The sequence below is a fragment of the Glycomyces sp. NPDC047010 genome, assembly GCF_040644205.1.
In the GTDB taxonomy this organism is placed as follows: Bacteria; Actinomycetota; Actinomycetes; order Mycobacteriales; family Micromonosporaceae; genus Glycomyces.
Window position 1 is genome coordinate 431,436 of sequence record NZ_JBEYVY010000001.1, and the last position, 17,430, is coordinate 448,865.

Sequence of the window (17,430 nt, forward strand, 5' to 3'; positions counted from 1 at the left end):
GACAATCCGGGAACCCTAGATCTACGATACATAGAACATCAAGGCATAGAAGTTCTAGGTAAGGAGGCGCCCCCTCATGCACATCGCGAAAGACCTCGTGGCGGCCTCGGCCACCCCGCTCGTGCTCGGCATCCTCGCCGAGGAGGAGAGCTACGGCTACGCGATCCTCAAGCAGATCGCCGAGCGGTCCGGCGGGCGGTTGGAGTGGACCGAGGGCCTGCTCTACCCCCTGCTGCACCGGCTCGAACGGCTCGGGCACGTCGAGTCCACCTGGCGCACGCCCGAAGGCGGGCGGCGCCGCAAGTACTACGCCATCACCGAGGACGGGCGCCGGGAGCTCGCCGAGCAGCGGCGCCAGTGGGCCGCCGTCACCGACGCGCTCCAGGACATCTGGGAGGCCACCCGCGCCCTCGGACCCGCCGCGCCGCCGCTGGAGGCTTGACATGACCGACACCGACATCGAGGCCCAGGTCGCCGAGTGGCGCGCGTACATGCTGCGCCGCAAGGCCATCAGCGAGGCCGACGTGGACGAGCTGGAGGACCACCTGCGCGAGCGGGTCGGCGACCTCACCGAGGCGGGCCTCAAGCCCGACGAGGCGTTCCTCATCGCCGTCAAGCGCATGGGCCGCATGGACGAGCTGTCGCGGGAGTTCGCCCGCGAGCACTCCGACCGGCTGTGGAAGCAGCTCGTGCTCGACCCCGACCGGGACCGGGCCGCCGACGAGGAGCGGCGGCGCGGCCTGGTCGTCATGATCGTCTGCGCCGCACTGGGAGTGGTCGCGGTCAAGCTCCCGGCCCTGTTCGGGGCCGGGTTCGACGACTCCGGGGAGTTCTACGCCCGCAACGTCGGCCTGCTCGTGCTCGCGCCGCTCGCGGTCTACTTCGCGTGGCGCCGCAGGCTCAGCGAGGCCGCGATCGGCCTGGTGGCGGCCCTGTTCGCCGTGGGCGCGGTCGCCAACAACGCGTACCCGCTCGACGCGGACTCGCAGTCGATCGTGCTCAGCGCGATCCACCTGCCGCTGCTGCTGTGGTTCGTCGTGGGCATCGCCTACACCGGCGGCGAGTGGCGGTCGGGGCGCAAGCGCATGGACTTCATCCGGTTCACCGGCGAGTGGTTCATCTACCTGGTCCTCATCGGACTCGGCGGCGGGGTGCTCACCGGGTTCACCGCGGGCGTGTTCGGCGCGATCGGCGTCGACGCCGAGGTGTTCGTCTCCGAATGGCTGGTGCCGTGCGGGTTCGCGGCCGCGGTCGTGGTCGCGGCGTGGCTGGTCGAGGCCAAGCAGAGCGTCATCGAGAACATGGCTCCCGTGCTCACCCGCGTGTTCACGCCGCTGTTCGCCGTCACGCTCGTCGCGGTGCTCGTGGCGATCGGGGTGACCACCAACGCGATCGACGTCGAGCGGGACATGCTCATCCTGTTCGACCTGCTGCTGGCCGTCGTGCTCGGCCTGGTCCTCTACTCGATCTCCGCGCGCGACTCCGCCGCGAAGCCCGGGGTGTTCGACTGGATGCAGCTCGCGCTCGTGGTGGCGGCACTGCTCATCGACGTGCTCGTGCTCGTCGCGATCCTCGGCCGCATCACCGAGTGGGGGTTCACGCCCAACAAGAGCGCCGCGCTCGGCGAGAACCTCGTGCTCTTCGCGAACCTCGCGTGGACGGCGTGGCTGTACGTCTCGATCATCAGGCGCCGCAAGCGCTTCGCGCAGCTGGAGGACTGGCAGACGAACTACATGCCGGTGTACGCGGCGTGGGCGGCCGTGGTGGTCCTGGCGTTCCCGCCCCTGTTCTCGTTCGCATAAGAGGAAACCGCTGCGGGCCGCCCTGGGAGGAGGGCGGCCCGCAGTCTCCTGTTCGGACCCGGTGGTGCGGTCGGGTCCGGACGCCTAATCCGATCCGAACGCGCTGTCGAAGGACGCGGCGGGCGGGTCGAAGTTCAAGCCGCGCACGAACTCCACCGCTTCGGCGGCGCCGCGCAGGCGGTCCATCCCGGCGTCCTCCCACTCGACGGAGATGGGCCCGGAGTAGCCGATGCGGCCCAGCACGCGGAAGCAGTCCTCCCACGGCACGTCGCCGTGGCCGGTGGACACGAAGTCCCAGCCGCGCCGCGGGTCGCCCCACGGCAGGTGCGAGCCGAGGCGGCCGTTGCGGCCGTCGAAGCGCCTGCGGGCGTCCTTGCAGTCCACATGGTAGATCCGGTCGCGGAAGTCCCACAGGAACGCCGCCGGGTCGATGTCCTGCCACACCATGTGGCTCGGGTCCCAGTTGAGCCCGAACGCGGTCCGGTGCCCGACCGCTTCGAGCGCGCGGTGGGTCGACCAGTAGTCGTAGGCGATCTCCGAGGGGTGCACTTCGTGCGCGAACCGGACGCCGACCTCGTCGAACACGTCGAGGATCGGGTTCCAGCGGGCCGCGAAGTCGTCGTAGCCCGCCTCGATCACCGCTTCGGGCACGGGCGGGAACATCGCCACGTACTTCCACACGGCCGAGCCGGTGAAGCCGACGACCGTGTCGACGCCGAGCTTCGCGGCGGCCCGCGCGGTCGCCTTCATCTCCTCGGCGGCGCGCTGCCGGACCCCCTCGGGGTCGCCGTCGCCCCACACGCGGGACGGGACGATCGACTTGTGCCGGTCGTCGATCGGGTCGTCGCAGACCGCCTGCCCCACAAGGTGGTTCGAGATCGCCCACAGGCCCAGGCCGTGCGATTCGAGGACGCCCTTGCGCTCGGCGACGTACTCGTCGTCCTCGGCGGCGCGCACCACGTCGAGGTGGTCGCCCCAGCACGCGACTTCGAGCCCGTCGTAGCCCCACGAGGCCGCGAGGCGGCACACCTCCTCGAACGGCAGGTCCGCCCACTGGCCGGTGAACAGCGTGATCGGTCTAGGCATACAGGCTCCTCAGAAAGGTCAGGCCGTCGACGGCGATGGCGTCCTGGGTCGGCGCGAGCGGCCGCCAGATCGACGCGGCGGTGGCGATGGTCGCATTGTGCGCCGTGAACGACTCGATGACAAGCGGTCCGCCGTATCCCGCGCCGTCCAGCGCGGCGGTGATCGCGGGCCAGTCGAGGTGGTCGCGGCCCGGCGCGCCCCGGTCGTTCGCCGAGACCTGCACGTGCGCGATCCTCCCTGCGGCCCTTGCGATCGCCGCCGGGATGTCGATCTCCTCGATGTTCATGTGGTAGACGTCCAGGGCCAGCCCGGTCCCGGGCAGGCCGTCGAGCGCTTCGAGGGCCTGGTCCACGGTGTTCAGCACGCTGGTCTCGTAGCGGTTGAGCGGCTCCACGGCCAGGGTGACCCCTCGCGCGGCGGCGTACTCGGCGACGGGCCGGAGGTTGGCCCGCAGTTCGTCGTACGCCGCCGCGCGGTCGCCGATACGCCAGGTGCGCCCGACCGACGCGTACGCGGGACCGGCGATCACCGGCGACCCGACCGCGGCGGCGGCGTCCACGACACTGCGCAGGTACTCCTGCGTCTCAGCGACGGTTTCCTTTGGGGCATCGATCAGTTCGCGTCCCGGGCCCATGACGAGGACCACCGTCGCGGCGAGGCCGAGCCCCTCCAGGAGCTCGGCCGCCTTCGCCGCGTTCCAGTCCCCTGTGGACTCCACGGGGAGCTCGATCGCGTCGAACCCCCAGTCGCGGATGCGGGGCGCGAGCCGGGCCAGGGCCTCGTCGTCGAGCGGCGAGGCCCAGACCCAGGTGTTGACGCCTATGCGGCTCAACGGTCCTGCCAGGCGTCGGGGAAGCCCGGCAGGTCCTCGCCGCCGAACTTGGCGTAGTGCAGCGAGGGCATGTCGGCGTTCACTTCCAGGTACTGGTCGCGGTCGGCCTCGGTGATCGGCTCCTGCGGGAGCACCCACTCGGCCGGGACCTGCTCGCCCGCGAGGATCATCGTCGCGGCGATGACCGGCGTGCGCCACTGGAAGTTCGAGTACACGGGCGCGAGCGCGGTCATGCCGGTCTCCTGCCACTTGCGCATGAACGACAGCTCGTCCTCGCCGGTCATCACCGGGTAGGGCTTGCCGGCGTCCTCGAACGCCTCGATGGCCGCGACGGCGCCGTCCCCGGCGTCCATCCAGATGCCGTCCACGTCGCCGCGCTGGAGGTACTGCGTGACGATGTTCTTGATCTCCGCGGCGTCGCCGCCGGTGAACTCGTCGCCGAGGATCTCCAGCTCCGAGCCGGCGAAGACCTCCGTGGCGGCGGCCCAGCGGTTCTCCAGGACGTCCACGCCCGGGAGGATGCGCAGCGCCAGGACCTTGTCGCCCGGCTCCAGGTTGTCCACGAGGAACTCGGCGGCGTCGGCGCCGAACGCGTAACCGCCGATCGGGTGGATGAAGGTGACGGCGCAGTCGGTGTTGACGCCGCGGTCGAAGACGATCACCGGGACGCCCGACTCGCACGCGGTTTCGACTGCGGGCGTGAGGGTCGCGGTGGTCGACGGGGAGATGATGAGCGCGTCGCAGTCGCCGGAGTCGACGAACGCCTGGATGTCGCTGATCTGCTGGTCGTCGTCGTCCCCGGCGTCGGAGTGCCGGAACTCGCCGATCTTGCCCTCCGCCTGGAGGACCTCGACCTGCTGCTGCATGGTGATCCAGCCGGTCACGCGCCACGGGTTCGAGACCGAGGCGTTCGAGAAGCACACGGTGGCGTCGCCGCCCTCCTGCGCGAACGCGGCCGTGTCGACCCACTCGGGCTCGATGGCCTGGAGCCACGGGGCCGCCGGGTCGCCTTCGGGTTCGATGTCGCGCTGGGCGAGCTGCTCGTCGTAGTCGGCCTGGACGAACCACTCGTCGCCGGACTCGGTCTCAGTGGTCGCGTCGTCGGCCTCGTCGGTCGGGGTGTCGGTGGTGCAGGCGGTCGCGAGCAGGATGCCCAGGGACGCCGCGGCTGCCGCGGCTATACGGGTTGTCCGCATTGTGGTTGACCTTCTTCTCATGAGGGAGTTGGACTTGCGGTGGTGGCGGTCGGAACGGGTCGGGCGCGCGCCCGCGCCGCGTAGGCGACGGCGGCGATGATGATGGCGCCCTGCACGGCGGGCCGGAGCGTCGCGGGGAGCGCCATCTGGTTGAACAGGGTGAACAGGCCCTCGATGACCAGTGCCCCGGCCATCGCGGCGAGCACGGAGCCGCGGCCGCCGCCGAGGACGACGCCGCCGAGCACGACCGCGGTGATGACGGTGAACTCCAGGCCGTCGCCGACCTGCGCGGAGACGCCAGCGAAGCCGCCGATGAGCACGCCCGCGACGGTCGCCGACAGTCCTGAGAGGACGAATGCGAGCGTGCGGACGGTGTCGACGCGGGCGCCGGAGAGGGCCGCGGCGCGCTCGTTGTCCCCGGCGGCCATGAGGACGCGGCCGAAGCGGGTGCGCATGAGCAGCACCGCGCCCGCGCCGAGCGCGATCATGATGACCAGGGCCCACGGGATCTGGCCGAGGACCGGCACGTCCTCAATGCCCATGCGGCCGAACACGCGGAAGGACTCCGAGAGGCTGCCGGTGGGGGCGCCGCCGGTCCAGAGCCGGATGGCGCCGTACAGGACCAGGAGCATCCCGAGGGTGGTGATGAACGACTGGACCTTCAGGGCCGTGGTGATGAGCCCGTTGACGAGCCCGACCGCGATCCCGAAGAGCGCCATGACGACGAGCACCGGGAACGTCCGGGACTCCTCGCCGTCGATGAGGCGCGCGGCGATGACGACCTGGGCGCCCACGAGCGCGCCCACGGACAGGTCGAAGTTCCCCGAGACGATCACGAAGTACTGGCCCGCGGCCAGGATCACCAGGGGCGCGGCCTGCTTCAGGAACGCCATGAGCGAGGGGCCCGCGAAGAACCCGGGGTTCATCGCGAACACGGCCGCGAAGACGAGGACGAGCAGGATGAAGACGGTCGCGGTCGGGTTCGTCGCCCGCGCGAGCAGCTCCCGGGCGCGGGTCATGACGCCCTCCCTTCGGCGAAGCGGGGCCTTCTCGCGTGGCGGTCGAGCTGGCGGCGGGCGTAGATGGCGACGGCCGCGATGATGACGGCGCCGCGGAGCACGTCCTTCGCGAACGGGTCGATCTGGAGGACGTTGAACACGGTGTCGAGCACGGCGAGGATCGCCACGCCCGCGACGGTTCCGGCGACGCCGCCCTTGCCGCCGAGGAGGAGCGTCCCGCCCAGGACCACCGCGGCGATGGCGTCGAGTTCGTAGAGGTTCGTGTAAGCCTCTGCCGAGCCGGTCCCGAAGCGCGCGGCGAGCAGGAGCCCGGCGGCCCCGGCCGTCATGCCGCAGAGGACGTGGGCCACAAGGAGGGTGCGGCCGGTGCGGATGCCGGACATGCGCGCCACGTCGACGTCGCCGCCCACGGCGTACATGTGGTGGCCGGTGCGCGTGGAGCGCAGGAACCAGATGGCCGCCGCGGCCACGATGAGCATGACGAGCGCCGAGACCGGCACGGGCCCGATGCGCGTGTACCCGAACTGCTGGAACACGGCCGGTACGTCCCCGGCGGGGCCCTTGTACTGGGTGTCCAGGTAGCCCTTGATGATCAGGCCGGTCCCGAGGGTCGTGATGAACGGGTTGACGCCGAGGTAGGCGGTGACCGCGCCGTTGAACGCGCCCACCAGGCCCGAGACGAGGAGGACCGCGGCGATCGCGAGGGGGACGTTCGCGGGGTTCCCGTCCATGGTGGTCGCGGCGACGAGGCTGGAGAGCGCCGCGGTGTACCCCACGGACAGGTCCAGGGACCGGCACAGGATCACCAGGGTCATGCCGATGGCGAGGAACCCGGTGAGGCTGGTGCGGGTGAGCATGTCGACGAGGTTCGCGGTGGCGAACAGGTTCCCGCCGTCCGCCGCGACCGCGATCCCCCCGATGAGGAGGACGCCCGCGAGCGCGAGGTAGATGAGGGCGGTGGTGCCCAGGCGGGGTCTTTGGAGGCGCTGGGTCATTCCGGGCCCCTTCCGGTCGCGTAGGCCATGACCTGCTGCTCCGTTGCGCCGCCGGGGAGCTCGGCGGCGATGCGGCCGTCGTGGAGGACGGCGATCCGGTCGGCGAGGCCGATGACCTCGATGAGCTCGGAGGCGATGAGGAGCACCGCGAGGCCCTCGGCGGCGAGCTCGCGGATCACCGAGTACAGCTTGTGCTTGGCGCCCACGTCGATCCCGCGGGTGGGCTCGTCGAGGACGATGATCCCGGGCTCGGCGGCGAGCCACTTCGCGACGACGACCTTCTGCTGGTTGCCGCCGGAGAGGAAGCGCACCTCCTGGTCCTCGCCGCGGGCGACGAGGTCGAGGCTGGAGAGCAGCCCCGTGACGCGGGCGAGGCGGGCGCGGGAGTGGACGCGCGCGTTGGCGTCGAGGACCATGCGGGCGTTGGCGCGCACGGACTGGCGCAGGGCCAGGCCCTGGGCCTTGCGGTCCTCGGTGACGAGCGCGATCCCGGCGCCGATGGCCTTGCGGGGCTTCGTGATGCGCATCTGCTTTCCGTCGACTTCGAGGGTGCCGCGGGTGAACGGGGCGATCCCGAAGACCGCTTCGGCGATCTCGGTGCGGCCCGAGCCCTGGAGCCCGGCGAGGCCCACGATCTCCCCGGCCCGGACTTCGAGGTCGATCGCGTCGATGCGGTCGTTCCCGCCGCCGCTGATCTTCAGCCTCACGTCTCCCGTCTCCGTCCCGGGCAGGCGCTCGGGGAACTGGGCCTCGATGCGGCGCCCGACCATCTTGGCGACCAGGTCGTCGGGGGTGACGTCGGCGGTGGCGGTGGTGTCGACCAGGCGGCCGTCCTTGAGGACGGTGATCCGGTCGCACAGGTCGAAGATCTCCTTGAGCCGGTGGGAGACGTAGAGGACGGCGGTGCCGCGCTCGCGCAGGCGCCCGATGAGGCGGTAGAGGAGCTCGACCTCGGCGTCGGCGAGGGCCGCGGTGGGCTCGTCCATGCAGATGAGGTCGGCCCCTTGGGAGAGGGCCTTGGCGATCTCGGTGATCTGCTGGTGCGCGACGGAGAGGGTGCCGACCTTCGCTGCGGGCGAGAGGTCTTCGACGCCGAGGTCCGCGAGCACTTCCGCGGTCTGCGCGGTCATGGCGCGGCGGTCGATGAGCCCGCGGCGGCGCGGCTCGCGCCCCAGGTGGACGTTCTCGGCCACCGTCAGCTCCGGCAGGAGGTTGAACTCCTGGAAGACCGACGCGACCCCGGCCTGCTGGGCCTGGAGCGGGTGGGTGAAGGAGACGGCGCGGCCGTCCAGCTCGATGGTGCCGGCGTCCGCGGTGTGGACGCCCGCGAGGATCTTCATGAGCGTGGACTTGCCCGCGCCGTTCTCCCCCACCAGGGCGTGGACTTCTCCCGGCGCCATCGTGAGGTCCACAGCGGAGAGCACGGGGACGCCGAGGAAGGCTTTGTCGATGCCGCGCATGGCGAGCAGCAGGTCGGTCACTGCGGCACCTCCGCCCAGTCCCGGGTGCGGGCCGACTCGGCGACGGCCTCGGCGATGCGGGCGGCGCGCAGGCCGTCCGCGAACACCGGCAGCCCGTCGGGGGCGTTCCCCGCGATCGCCGCGCCGGTGTCGGCGACGAACGCGTTGAAGCAGTCCTGGTAGCCCTGGGCGTGGCCGCCGGGGACGCGGGCGAGGCGCGCGGCGTCGGGGCTGAGGTTCTCGGGGTCGCGCATGAGCTCGCCGTTGACCTCGCGGCCGCCGATCCAGAGCGTCTCGGGGCGCTCCTGGTCGAACGCGAGCGTGGCCTCCGAGCCCGAGATCTCCAGGAGCAGCCGGTTCTTGCGCCCCGCGGAGACCTGGCTGACGACCGTGGAGCCGATCATGCCACCCGCGGTGGCGAACTGGAGCGTCACGATGTCCTCAGTGGAGACGTCCCGGCCCCCGCGGCGGCGGTTCGCGGTCGACAGCTGCGCCGAGACGGCCGTGATCCGGTCCCCCGACACGAATTCGAGCAGGTCGCACCAGTGGGACCCGATGTCGCCGAACGCCCGCAGGGCGCCGCCCTTGTCGGCGTCCACGCGCCAGTTGTCGTCGTCGGGGCGCAGCAGCCAGTCCTGGAGGTAGGAGCCGTGCGCGAGGGTGAGGCGGCCGATACCGCCAGCGGCGATGCGGGCGCGGGCCTCGCGGACCATCGGGTGGAAGCGGTAGACGAACGGGACGGTGGCGACGACGCCGGCCGCTTCGGCGGCCTCGGTCATCTCGCGGGCGGCCCCGACGTCCGTGGCAAGGGGCTTCTCGCACACCACGTGCTTCCCGGACTCGATGGCGGCCATGGCGATCCGGTGGTGGAGATGGTTCGGAACGCAGACGTGCACGACGTCGACGGCGTCGATCAGGTCCTTGACGTCGTCGAAGACCGCCTCCGCCCGCAGCGAGGGCGCGGCGCGGCGGGCCCGCTCGGGGGTCGAGCCGGCGATCCCGGCGACGGCGCCCCCGGCGGCGGCGATGGCGTGCGAGTGGACGCGCCCCATGAAGCCGGTGCCGATGACGGCGGCGCGGTAGGTCGTCGGCCGAGTGATCGTGACGTGAGCCATATGACGACCGTAGGGCAGACTTATGACGAAGCACAAGCAAAAGTTGTTCGTGTTATGAAACAGTTATGACACCAGCCCGTCCGAACCGGTGTGGTTCACTAGTCCCGTGACTGATGGTTCGACCGAGCGGCACCGGACGGCCCCCGCGGCCGCCGCCGGTGCGGGCACCCTGCTCCAACTGCTGCGGGACGGCGTGCCCCGCACCAGGTCCGAGCTCGCCGCGCTCACCGGCCTCGCCCGCTCCACCGTCACCGGCCGCGTCGACGCCCTCCTCGCCGCGGGCCTCATCGCCCCCTCCGGCGAGACCGCCTCCACCGGCGGCAGGCCCCCCGCGACCTTCGCGTTCAACCCCGCCGCCCGCATCGTCCTCGGCGCCGACCTCGGCGCCACCCACGCCCGCCTCGCCGTCATCGACATGGCCGGGAACGTCCTCGCCGCCGTCAACGCCGACCTGGAGATCGCCTTGGGCCCCAAGGCAGTCCTCGACTGGACCGTCGAGCACGGCCGCAAGCTCCTCGACGAGGTCGCCCGCCCCGTCTCCGACCTCCTCGGCATCGGCATCGGCCTCCCCGGCCCCGTCGAGCACTCCACCGGCCGCGCCGTCAACCCGCCGATCATGCCCGGCTGGGACGGCTTCGACGTGCCCTCCTATGTGCGCGAACGCATCCCGGTTCCCGTGCTGGTCGACAACGACGTCAACATCATGGCCCTCGGCGAGCACTTCGCCGCCTGGCCCGAGTACGAGCACCTGCTCTTCATCAAGGCCGCCACCGGCATCGGCTGCGGCATCATCGTCGGCGGGCAGGTCTACCGCGGCGCCCAGGGCGCGGCCGGGGACATGGGCCACATCCGCGTCGCGGGCGCCGACGACGCGCACTGCCGCTGCGGCAACACCGGCTGCCTGGAGGCCGTGGCCTCCGGCGCCGCCATCGCGACCGCGCTGACGTCGGAGGGCATCCCCGCGGGCGGCTCGCTCGACGTGGTCGAACTGGCCCGCTCCGGCTCCATCCCCGCGCTGCAACGGGTCCGCCAGGCGGGGCGCGACATCGGCGAGGTCCTCGCCGGGGCCGTCAACTTCTTCAACCCCTCGATCATCGTCATCGGCGGCTCGCTCGCGCTCGCGGGCGACCACCTCATCGCGGGCGTCCGCGAAGTGATCTACCAGCGCTCACTCCCCTTGGCCACCAGGCACCTCCGCATCGCCGCCGCCCGCACGGGCGAGTCCAGCGGCGCGATCGGCGCGGGCGTCATGGTCATCGAGCACGCCCTCGACCCCGCGCGCCTCGACGCGGGCACGGATTCCCTGAAGAACGGATGATCATGCAGCGCACCACCCTCGGCAAGACCGGCATCAGCGTCACGCCGCTGTGCTTCGGCACCAGCACCATCGCCGGGTTCACCGAGACCTACGGCTACGACGTGGAGGACGAGCGCGCGGTCGAGACGATCCTCGCGGTCTTCGACAGCGACGTCAACTACCTCGACACCGGCAACAACTACGGCAAGGACGGCCTGGCGGAGCGCCGGATCGGCGAGGCGGTCCGCCGCCGCGGCGGCCTCCCGGAGGGCTTCGTCCTGCAGACCAAAGTAGACGCCGACCCGGAGACGGGCGACTACTCCGGCGCGCGGGTCCGCCGCTCACTTGAGGAGAGCCTGGAGCGCCTCAACCTGGACCGGGTCCCGATCCTCGCCCTCCACGACCCGGAGTTCATGTCCCAGGACGGCTTCGCCCCGGGCGGCGCCCTGGAGGCGCTGGTCGCGATCCGCGACGAGGGCCTGGTCGACCACCTCGCGGTGGCCGCGGGGGACATCGCGGTGACCCGGCGGTACCTGGACACCGGCGAGTTCGCCCTGGTGCTCAACCACAACCGCTACACGCTCCTCAACCGCGAGGCCCACGACCTCTTCGAGGGCGCGCGAGCCGACGGGCTCGGCGTGCTGAACGCGGCCCCGTACGGCGGCGGCATGCTCTCGAAGGGCCCGGCCGCGCAGCCGAAGTACTGCTACGGCGAACGGGACGGCGCCTTCGCCGCGAGCGCGGCGGCGATGGCGGAAGCCTGCGAGGCGGCGGGAGTCCCGCTCGCGGCGGCGGCCCTCCAGTTCTCGACCCGCTCACCGCTGATCGACTCGACGGTGGTCGGCATCTCCCGCCCCGAGCGCATCGCCGAGACGATCGCGCTCTTCGAGACGGAGATCCCGGACGCCCTCTGGCCGCGACTCGAATCCCTCAAGCCCGACGCCCGCATCTGACCGACCGGGCGGACGGTGCTCCCGTCCGCCCGGCTCGTCGCGCCCTACCTGGTCGCTCTGGCGATCCGCGCCGCCACGGTCAGCGTCTCCGACATGCGGACCGGGTCGACGTCACCCTCCTCCGGCAGGGCCACAATGACCTTCTCCAAGACCTGCTCGTTGTCGTCGTACCCGTAGCCCGGGTGGACGCCCGGCGAGGACTCCAGGAGCACGAAGCCGCCCTCGGGGAACTCGTAGTAGATCCCGCGGCCGTAGCTGCGCACCCGCGGGTCGCCGTACTTCCACCCGCGCTTGAGCAGCCCGATGAGCGGCCCGGCGCCGGTCTTCGCACCCTCGAAGCGGGCGACGCGCCCGGCCTCGCGCTCCTCGTCCGTCAGCGTCAGCACCAGCCTCGTCAGCTGCTCGAACGGCTGGAGGATCTCGTAGTCCGCGAACACCTCGGCCCACGCCGCGACCTCCGCGCCCAGCGTCACCGGGTGCCCGATCCGCACGGAGGCGTCCTCCGGCAGGTCGAACGGCTCGTCCTCGGCGTCCGCCGCAGTGCGGTCCTCGGCCAGGCGGAACGACCGCCAGCCGTCCCCGTCCGAGCACTGCCACACCAGGCGGCTCGTGAGCTGCCACGCCACCGGGTGGTCCACCAGGTACTGCCGGAACTCCGGCACCGTCCACTCGCGCTGCCCGGTCATCGCGGTCTCCAGGCGCTTGACCTGCGCCGTCGCCGCGGCCTTCAACTCCTTGCGCAGCAGCGCGAACCGCTCGAACCCGGCCTGCGCCAGCTCGGCGTCGTCGGCCGCCGCGGGCTTCGGGGCGCTCGCGCGGCGCTTGCCCTTGTCGTCCAGCACGAACGGCTTCAGACCCTCGTCGAACTTGACGGTGAACGAGCGCGGCCCGTAGTCCAGGACCAGCGGCGCGTCCGAGGACAGCCCGAAGTCGGGCACGAGCCGGTCGGCGAGCTGGTCGAGGCTCAGGTCCAGGCGCTCCGCGATGACCTCGATCTGCGCGGCCGCGGTCTTCTTGAGCGCCTTGAACTTCGCGTTCGAGGCGATGGCCTGCACCGAGCGCAGCGCGGCCTCGGAGCCGATGTGCCCCAGGATCTCCAGGCCGCGCACGGCCTTGCGGTTCTGGCTCTGGCCCGGCCATTCGCGGATGAGGTCGGTGAGGCGGCGCACGGCGACGTCGTCGGCGAAGCGGCGCAGCTGGTCCATCGCCCAGCCGTCCTTCGAGGGCGACCCGGCCGAGAGCCACAGCTCGAACAGGCCCCACGAGAACGCCGTCAGCGACGCCGGGTCGCATTCGGCCACAAGCGGTTCCGCGCCCGGGTAGAGCAGGTCCGGGTCGTCCAGGGCGACCGCGGACATGAGGGTGCGCACCCCGTCGGCGGGCAGCGCGGCCTCCCGGCCCGCGAGCAGGACCGGCGGGAGCATCGCGGGATCGGCCCAGGCCGGGGCCTTGGGGACGCGGCGCTGCGGGTCGAGCGGGTCGGCGTCCACGATCGCGGCGACGGCCTCAAGGGCGGCCTGGCCGTACGCGGCGGCGCGTTCGTCCAGCAGTGCGCGGTCCGTGGCGGCCAGGTGCTTGAGCGCGTCGATCGCGCGCAGGCGCGGCTTGCCGGCCTTGCCGAGCGCGTCGGGAATGAGCAGCGACGCGGCGTCGGCGGCGTGCCGGTCGAGCCACGCCCGCCCGAGCGCGCGGTCCCCGCGGGGGCGCGACACCAGGTCGGCGGCGAGGCGGGCGGCGTCGAGGCTCAGGAACGGCATCATCGCCGCGCGCTGCGAGGGCCGCTTCTTGACGAGGTCCATGACCTGCGCCGCGGCCTCGTCGCCGAAGCGGGCGAGGATCGCGCAGAGCGTCTCGGTCGTGGACCACTCGAACTTCCCGGCCCACAGCGGCAGCGCCGCGCGGGCGCGATCCTCAGGGCCCCAGGCGAGCAGCTCGGGGAAGTAGTAGTGGTCGGGGTCGGGGCCCTGCGGCATCATCCGCTCCCACATGTCGGGGTTGCCGCGGATGTACTCGTACGCGTACCCCTCCTCCGGCATCGTCCCCCACTGCTCCTGCTCCTCAGGGGCCCAGCGGAGTTCGTTGATCTCGGGCGGCACGAGCCCGGCGACGGCGGTCTTCCCGGCCTTCCCGAACGGCGCCCACGGCGGCACCGCGAACACCGCGGGCGGCTCCTCGGCGACGGGGTACCGCGCCGCGGCGGCCAGCAGCTCCTCGACGCTCGCGCGCTGCGCGTCGTCCAATGCGGACATGCGGTCCTCGATGCCGAACTCGCGCAGCAGCCCCGCGATGCGGGCCCGCGCGGGCAGCGACGCCGTCGGCGCGACCGCGGCGGCGGCCCGGAGCGTCCGCACCGGGAACCGCGCGGCGGCCTGGCGCAGGGCGGTGAGCGCCTGCGGCCGGACCGTCCGCTCCAGGAGGTACGCGACGGCGGCGTCGGAGGGGAGGCGGCCGATGGCCTCGAACATGAGGTCGCGGGCCTCGGCGCCGGGCTTGGACTCGGCGTCGAGGGTGGCGGTGAGGACCGGGAGGGCCTCGGTGCCGAGGACGTCGACCGCGAGGGCGATCGCGGAGGCGTCGAACTGCGGGTGGTCGAGGTACTCGACGCCGCACAGTTCGAGGTGCTCGGCGGTGGAGATGAACGTCCAGATGATCTTGGCGCCGTGGCGGCTGCGGGAGGCGAACACGGTGCACGCGTCCCGGACCCACTGCTCCTGGTCGGGCATGAGGACCGCGCCGACCGCCTGGTGCGCCTCGGAGGTGCGGCGCGCGGCGACGCGGTCGCGGAGCGCCTCGTACTCGCCGTCGGGGAGCGCGGCGAGGAGCGAGCGGAGGTCGGCGAGCGCCGGGTAGGAGGTGATCGCGCTGCGGGCGAAGCTGTAGGTCGAGTGAGGCCCGAAACTGAGGACGGAGCCGGTGGGGTGGTCCTTCGCGCGGTACCAGGACAGCGAGTTCGCGAACAGCTCCATGAGGGCCTCGGTCGCGAACGCGAGGCCGTGGCGGGAGATCCACGCGTGCAGGGCGGTCAGCCCGATCTCGCCGCCCCGCTGCCAGTGCATGCGCATCAGCAGCGAGACGGCGAACGCGGCGGCCTCCGGGTCGGGCTCATGGGCGAGCCCGGCCTTGAGCAAGGCTTCCAGCGGCCCGCCCTGCGCGGCGGCGGCCTCCAGCGGGGCCTGGAGGTTCAGCTCGTTCTTGCCGAACAGGTCCTGAAGCCGCTGCGGCGCATCGGCATCGACCACGACCGGCCGCGGCTCGCGGCGCCCGCGCCGGTCGAGGGTGTGCTCGGTCCAGGACTCCGGGAGCGCGACGGCGTCTTCACCGGGGACGGATGAGGAGTCATTGAGGTTCACGCCAGGAAGCATAGGAACCCGGTACGACACCGCCCCGGTGCTACGGTGCGGGCATGGTGCGAGTCGACAGGGCGTCCAAGGAGATCGCGGCCTCCCCGGGGGCGGTGTACGCGGCGCTGGTGGACCCGGCGGCGCTGGTCGAGTGGCTGCCGCCGCAGGGGATGACGGGGCGGTTCGAGCATTTCGACGCGCGGCCCGGCGGGTCGTTCCGGCTGGTGCTGACGTACGACGATCCTTCGGCGGCGCAGGGGAAGTCGACGGCGGACTCCGACGTCTCGGAGGCCCGCTTCACCGACCTGGTCCCCGGCGAGCGGGTCGTGCAGGAGATCGACTTCGTCTCCGACGACCCCGCGTTCGCCGGGACCATGACGATGACCTGGACCGTCGCGCCCGCCGAGGGCGGGGCGACGGTGGAGGTGGCCGCTTCCGGCGTTCCGGACGGCATCCGGCCGGAGGACCATGCCGAGGGCATGGGGTCCTCTCTGGACAACCTGGCGGCCTACCTGGCGCGGTAGGTCTGGAGGGACATGCCGGAGTCGAAGGTGAGGTTCTCGACGAGGTCGAGGCGCAGGGGCGCGTAGGGGCCGTCGAAGAGCGGGAGGCCGCCGCCGAGGACCACGGGGTAGCGCTTGAGCACGATCTCGTCGATCTCCTCGACCAGCGCGGCGGCGAGCTTGCCGCCGCCGCAGAGCCAGATGCCCTGGCCCTCTTGCCGCTTCAGCTCGCGGACGGTCTTGAGCGCGTCCTCGGCGACGAAGGTGACGTCGGGGGCGAGCGCGGGGTCGAGCATCGAGGAGAAGACGTACTGCTTCAGATGCGAGTAGGGACTGGGGTTCCCGGACTCCAGGCCGGGCAGGTAGGTGCCCTTGCCCATGATGACGGTGTCGTACAGCCTGTTGGGCGCGTCGGCGATGCCGAGCGGCTCGCGGAACGCGGTCGGGATCGTCTCTGGCCGCAGGGCGTTGATGTGGGCGGACAGGTCGGGCTCGATCGGGAGTCGATCGAACTCGCCACCGGGGCCGGCGATGTAGCCGTCGATGGTGGCGCCGATGTAGTAGGTCAGCTCGCGCATACACACTCCGTTTGAAGTACTATGAATGAAGTGGTTTGAAGTTACCACTACATCCGCAGTGGTGTCAACCGAGGATCGAGGAACCCATGCGCCAGAACCCCGAGCGCCGCACCGCGCTGGTCGACGCCGCCATCGAAGTGCTCGCCGACCAGGGCGCCCGCGGGCTCACGTTCCGCGCCGTCGACCAGCGCGCCGCCGTCCCCACCGGCACCGCCTCGAACTACTTCCCCAACCGGGACGCGCTCCTCGTCCAGGCCGGGCGCCGCGTCTTCGAGCGCCTCGACCCGGGCCCCGAGGTGATCGGCGAGTCCCTCGCACTCCCCCGCACCCGCGCCTCGGTCGACCGCCTCATGCACGAGATGGTCGGCCGCATCACCGCCTACCCCTCAGGCCAGCTCGCGATGCTCGAACTCCGCCTCGAATCGACCCGCCGCCCCGAGCTGCGCACGATCCTCACCGAGCAGATCCGCGCCAACCTCCAGGACAACATCGACTTCCACCTCGACACGGGCATGCCCGGCGACGCCGACACCGTCGTCCACCTCTACCTCGCCCTGAACTGGCTCATCCTCGAACGCCTCACCCTCCCCGACCTCTTCGACCGGCCCCGCACCGACGCCCTCATCACCACCCTGGTCACCCAACTCGTCCCGGAATAGGCCGCACGAACCTCCGGCACACGTGCACCCGCGAGAACTCCTCCCGCAACCGCGCCTCGTCCTCGATGCCCGCGTGCAGGAACGCCTTCACCGGCCGCAGCCCGGCCCGCCGGGACCCGACGGCCCGGTCGGGCTCCTCGGGGTGCGCGTACAGGTCGGCGTAGACGTGCAGGTAGTGGTCGCCCTCGGTGAACCCGGTGGCGCGGTACCAGGCGAGCGTCCCGGGGTCCTCCCGCGTCCACGCGTCGACCGTGGCGACGCCCGTGCCGGTCAGCCGCTCGACGGCCGCGTCGAGCAGCGCCCGCGCGATCCCCTCGGAGCGTTGGTCGGGATGCACCGCGACGCTTTCGATCGTCGCCTCGGCGCCCTCGACGGCGACGTCCATCAGCCCGACGATCGCGTCACCGGCCACCGCGACCAGTGAGAAGCCGGGTTCCTCGATCGCGGGCTTGCGCGGCTCGACGGCGTCGAAGTACGACGTGCCCAGAAACGCCAGGACGCGGCACCGGAGCCATCCGTCCTCGTCCGCCGCAACGTAATCGCGGATCTCGATACCCATCCCCCGATGATCCCGGAGCCGCGGGTGCGCGTAAA

Annotated in this window: 16 protein-coding genes; 6 read left to right on the top strand and 10 right to left on the bottom strand. The window is 71.9% G+C overall.

All coding sequences use genetic code 11. The features are described from left to right. The first annotated feature begins 76 nt into the window (after positions 1-76). Entirely contained in the window at positions 77-442 is a 366-nt protein-coding gene (locus AB0A65_RS02050) for a PadR family transcriptional regulator (RefSeq protein WP_359944753.1), read from the top strand. A 1-nt stretch (position 443) separates the two neighbouring features. Beyond that, positions 444-1,802 (top strand): permease prefix domain 1-containing protein, encoded by a 1,359-nt coding sequence (locus AB0A65_RS02055; RefSeq protein WP_359944756.1) that lies wholly within the window; start codon positions 444-446, stop codon positions 1,800-1,802. Between the two features lie 84 nt (positions 1,803-1,886). On the opposite strand, the gene AB0A65_RS02060 is transcribed toward AB0A65_RS02055, so the two are convergent. Genes AB0A65_RS02060 through AB0A65_RS02090 form a run of 7 tightly spaced genes read right to left on the bottom strand, consistent with a single transcriptional unit; the run spans position 1,887 to position 9,505 of the window. Next, positions 1,887-2,888 (bottom strand): sugar phosphate isomerase/epimerase family protein, encoded by a 1,002-nt coding sequence (locus AB0A65_RS02060; RefSeq protein WP_359944759.1) that lies wholly within the window; start codon positions 2,886-2,888, stop codon positions 1,887-1,889. Beyond that, positions 2,881-3,720: a sugar phosphate isomerase/epimerase family protein gene (locus tag AB0A65_RS02065; RefSeq protein WP_359944762.1), complete on the bottom strand. Its 840-nt coding sequence runs from the start codon at positions 3,718-3,720 to the stop codon at positions 2,881-2,883. The genes AB0A65_RS02060 and AB0A65_RS02065 overlap by 8 nt, the downstream gene beginning before the upstream one ends. Next, positions 3,717-4,916, bottom strand: a complete 1,200-nt coding sequence (locus AB0A65_RS02070; protein ID WP_359944765.1) for a substrate-binding domain-containing protein — start codon at positions 4,914-4,916, stop codon at positions 3,717-3,719. Before AB0A65_RS02070 ends, AB0A65_RS02065 begins: the two co-directional genes overlap by 4 nt. A 17-nt stretch (positions 4,917-4,933) precedes the next feature. Then, on the bottom strand, positions 4,934-5,935 hold the full coding sequence (locus AB0A65_RS02075) for an ABC transporter permease (protein WP_359944768.1): 1,002 nt from the start codon (positions 5,933-5,935) through the stop codon (positions 4,934-4,936). After that, positions 5,932-6,930: an ABC transporter permease gene (locus tag AB0A65_RS02080; RefSeq protein ID WP_359944771.1), complete on the bottom strand. Its 999-nt coding sequence runs from the start codon at positions 6,928-6,930 to the stop codon at positions 5,932-5,934. Before AB0A65_RS02080 ends, AB0A65_RS02075 begins: the two co-directional genes overlap by 4 nt. Further along, positions 6,927-8,390, bottom strand: a complete 1,464-nt coding sequence (locus tag AB0A65_RS02085) for a sugar ABC transporter ATP-binding protein (protein WP_359945561.1) — start codon at positions 8,388-8,390, stop codon at positions 6,927-6,929. Before AB0A65_RS02085 ends, AB0A65_RS02080 begins: the two co-directional genes overlap by 4 nt. Before the next feature lie 17 nt (positions 8,391-8,407). After that, positions 8,408-9,505: a Gfo/Idh/MocA family oxidoreductase gene (locus AB0A65_RS02090; protein ID WP_359944774.1), complete on the bottom strand. Its 1,098-nt coding sequence runs from the start codon at positions 9,503-9,505 to the stop codon at positions 8,408-8,410. Positions 9,506-9,611: 106 nt separating this feature from the next. On the opposite strand from AB0A65_RS02090, the gene AB0A65_RS02095 reads away from it, so the two are divergent. After that, the gene (locus AB0A65_RS02095) at positions 9,612-10,823 is read left to right on the top strand and encodes an ROK family transcriptional regulator (protein WP_359944777.1); all 1,212 of its coding nucleotides are present in this window, start codon (positions 9,612-9,614) and stop codon (positions 10,821-10,823) included. A 2-nt stretch (positions 10,824-10,825) separates the two neighbouring features. Further along, positions 10,826-11,755, top strand: a complete 930-nt coding sequence (locus tag AB0A65_RS02100; protein ID WP_359944780.1) for an aldo/keto reductase — start codon at positions 10,826-10,828, stop codon at positions 11,753-11,755. A 44-nt stretch (positions 11,756-11,799) separates the two neighbouring features. On the opposite strand, the gene AB0A65_RS02105 is transcribed toward AB0A65_RS02100, so the two are convergent. After that, positions 11,800-15,105: a DUF4132 domain-containing protein gene (locus tag AB0A65_RS02105; protein WP_359944782.1), complete on the bottom strand. Its 3,306-nt coding sequence runs from the start codon at positions 15,103-15,105 to the stop codon at positions 11,800-11,802. A gap of 53 nt (positions 15,106-15,158) precedes the next feature. Here AB0A65_RS02105 and AB0A65_RS02110 point away from each other — a divergent pair, with 53 nt between their 5' ends. Next, complete coding sequence (locus AB0A65_RS02110; RefSeq protein WP_359944785.1) at positions 15,159-15,620, top strand: SRPBCC family protein; 462 nt, start codon at positions 15,159-15,161, stop codon at positions 15,618-15,620. Here AB0A65_RS02110 and AB0A65_RS02115 read toward each other — a convergent pair. Then, complete coding sequence (locus tag AB0A65_RS02115) at positions 15,605-16,177, bottom strand: dihydrofolate reductase family protein (RefSeq protein ID WP_359944788.1); 573 nt, start codon at positions 16,175-16,177, stop codon at positions 15,605-15,607. The genes AB0A65_RS02110 and AB0A65_RS02115 overlap by 16 nt on opposite strands. 86 nt (positions 16,178-16,263) lie before the next feature. Between AB0A65_RS02115 and AB0A65_RS02120 the strand changes: the two genes are divergently transcribed. After that, a complete protein-coding gene (locus AB0A65_RS02120) occupies positions 16,264-16,836 on the top strand; it encodes a TetR family transcriptional regulator (RefSeq protein ID WP_359944791.1) in 573 nt (190 codons plus the stop codon). Here the strand turns inward: AB0A65_RS02120 and AB0A65_RS02125 are convergent. Then, complete coding sequence (locus tag AB0A65_RS02125) at positions 16,814-17,395, bottom strand: GNAT family N-acetyltransferase (protein ID WP_359944794.1); 582 nt, start codon at positions 17,393-17,395, stop codon at positions 16,814-16,816. The two genes, AB0A65_RS02120 and AB0A65_RS02125, sit on opposite strands and share 23 nt — an antisense overlap. Positions 17,396-17,430 lie beyond the last annotated feature (35 nt).

What these genes read in the sequence shown, in the direction of transcription:
- AB0A65_RS02050 (WP_359944753.1), top strand. Translation starts at nt 77, where the DNA reads ATGCACATCGCGAAAGACCTCGTGGCGGCCTCGGCCACCCCGCTCGTG.
- AB0A65_RS02055 (WP_359944756.1), top strand. Translation starts at nt 444, where the DNA reads ATGACCGACACCGACATCGAGGCCCAGGTCGCCGAGTGGCGCGCGTAC.
- AB0A65_RS02060 (WP_359944759.1), bottom strand. Translation starts at nt 2,888, where the DNA reads ATGCCTAGACCGATCACGCTGTTCACCGGCCAGTGGGCGGACCTGCCG.
- AB0A65_RS02070 (WP_359944765.1), bottom strand. Translation starts at nt 4,916, where the DNA reads ATGCGGACAACCCGTATAGCCGCGGCAGCCGCGGCGTCCCTGGGCATC.
- AB0A65_RS02075 (WP_359944768.1), bottom strand. Translation starts at nt 5,935, where the DNA reads ATGACCCGCGCCCGGGAGCTGCTCGCGCGGGCGACGAACCCGACCGCG.
- AB0A65_RS02080 (WP_359944771.1), bottom strand. Translation starts at nt 6,930, where the DNA reads ATGACCCAGCGCCTCCAAAGACCCCGCCTGGGCACCACCGCCCTCATC.
- AB0A65_RS02085 (WP_359945561.1), bottom strand. Translation starts at nt 8,390, where the DNA reads ATGCGCGGCATCGACAAAGCCTTCCTCGGCGTCCCCGTGCTCTCCGCT.
- AB0A65_RS02090 (WP_359944774.1), bottom strand. Translation starts at nt 9,505, where the DNA reads ATGGCTCACGTCACGATCACTCGGCCGACGACCTACCGCGCCGCCGTC.
- AB0A65_RS02100 (WP_359944780.1), top strand. Translation starts at nt 10,826, where the DNA reads ATGCAGCGCACCACCCTCGGCAAGACCGGCATCAGCGTCACGCCGCTG.
- AB0A65_RS02110 (WP_359944785.1), top strand. Translation starts at nt 15,159, where the DNA reads ATGGTGCGAGTCGACAGGGCGTCCAAGGAGATCGCGGCCTCCCCGGGG.
- AB0A65_RS02115 (WP_359944788.1), bottom strand. Translation starts at nt 16,177, where the DNA reads ATGCGCGAGCTGACCTACTACATCGGCGCCACCATCGACGGCTACATC.
- AB0A65_RS02120 (WP_359944791.1), top strand. Translation starts at nt 16,264, where the DNA reads ATGCGCCAGAACCCCGAGCGCCGCACCGCGCTGGTCGACGCCGCCATC.
- AB0A65_RS02125 (WP_359944794.1), bottom strand. Translation starts at nt 17,395, where the DNA reads ATGGGTATCGAGATCCGCGATTACGTTGCGGCGGACGAGGACGGATGG.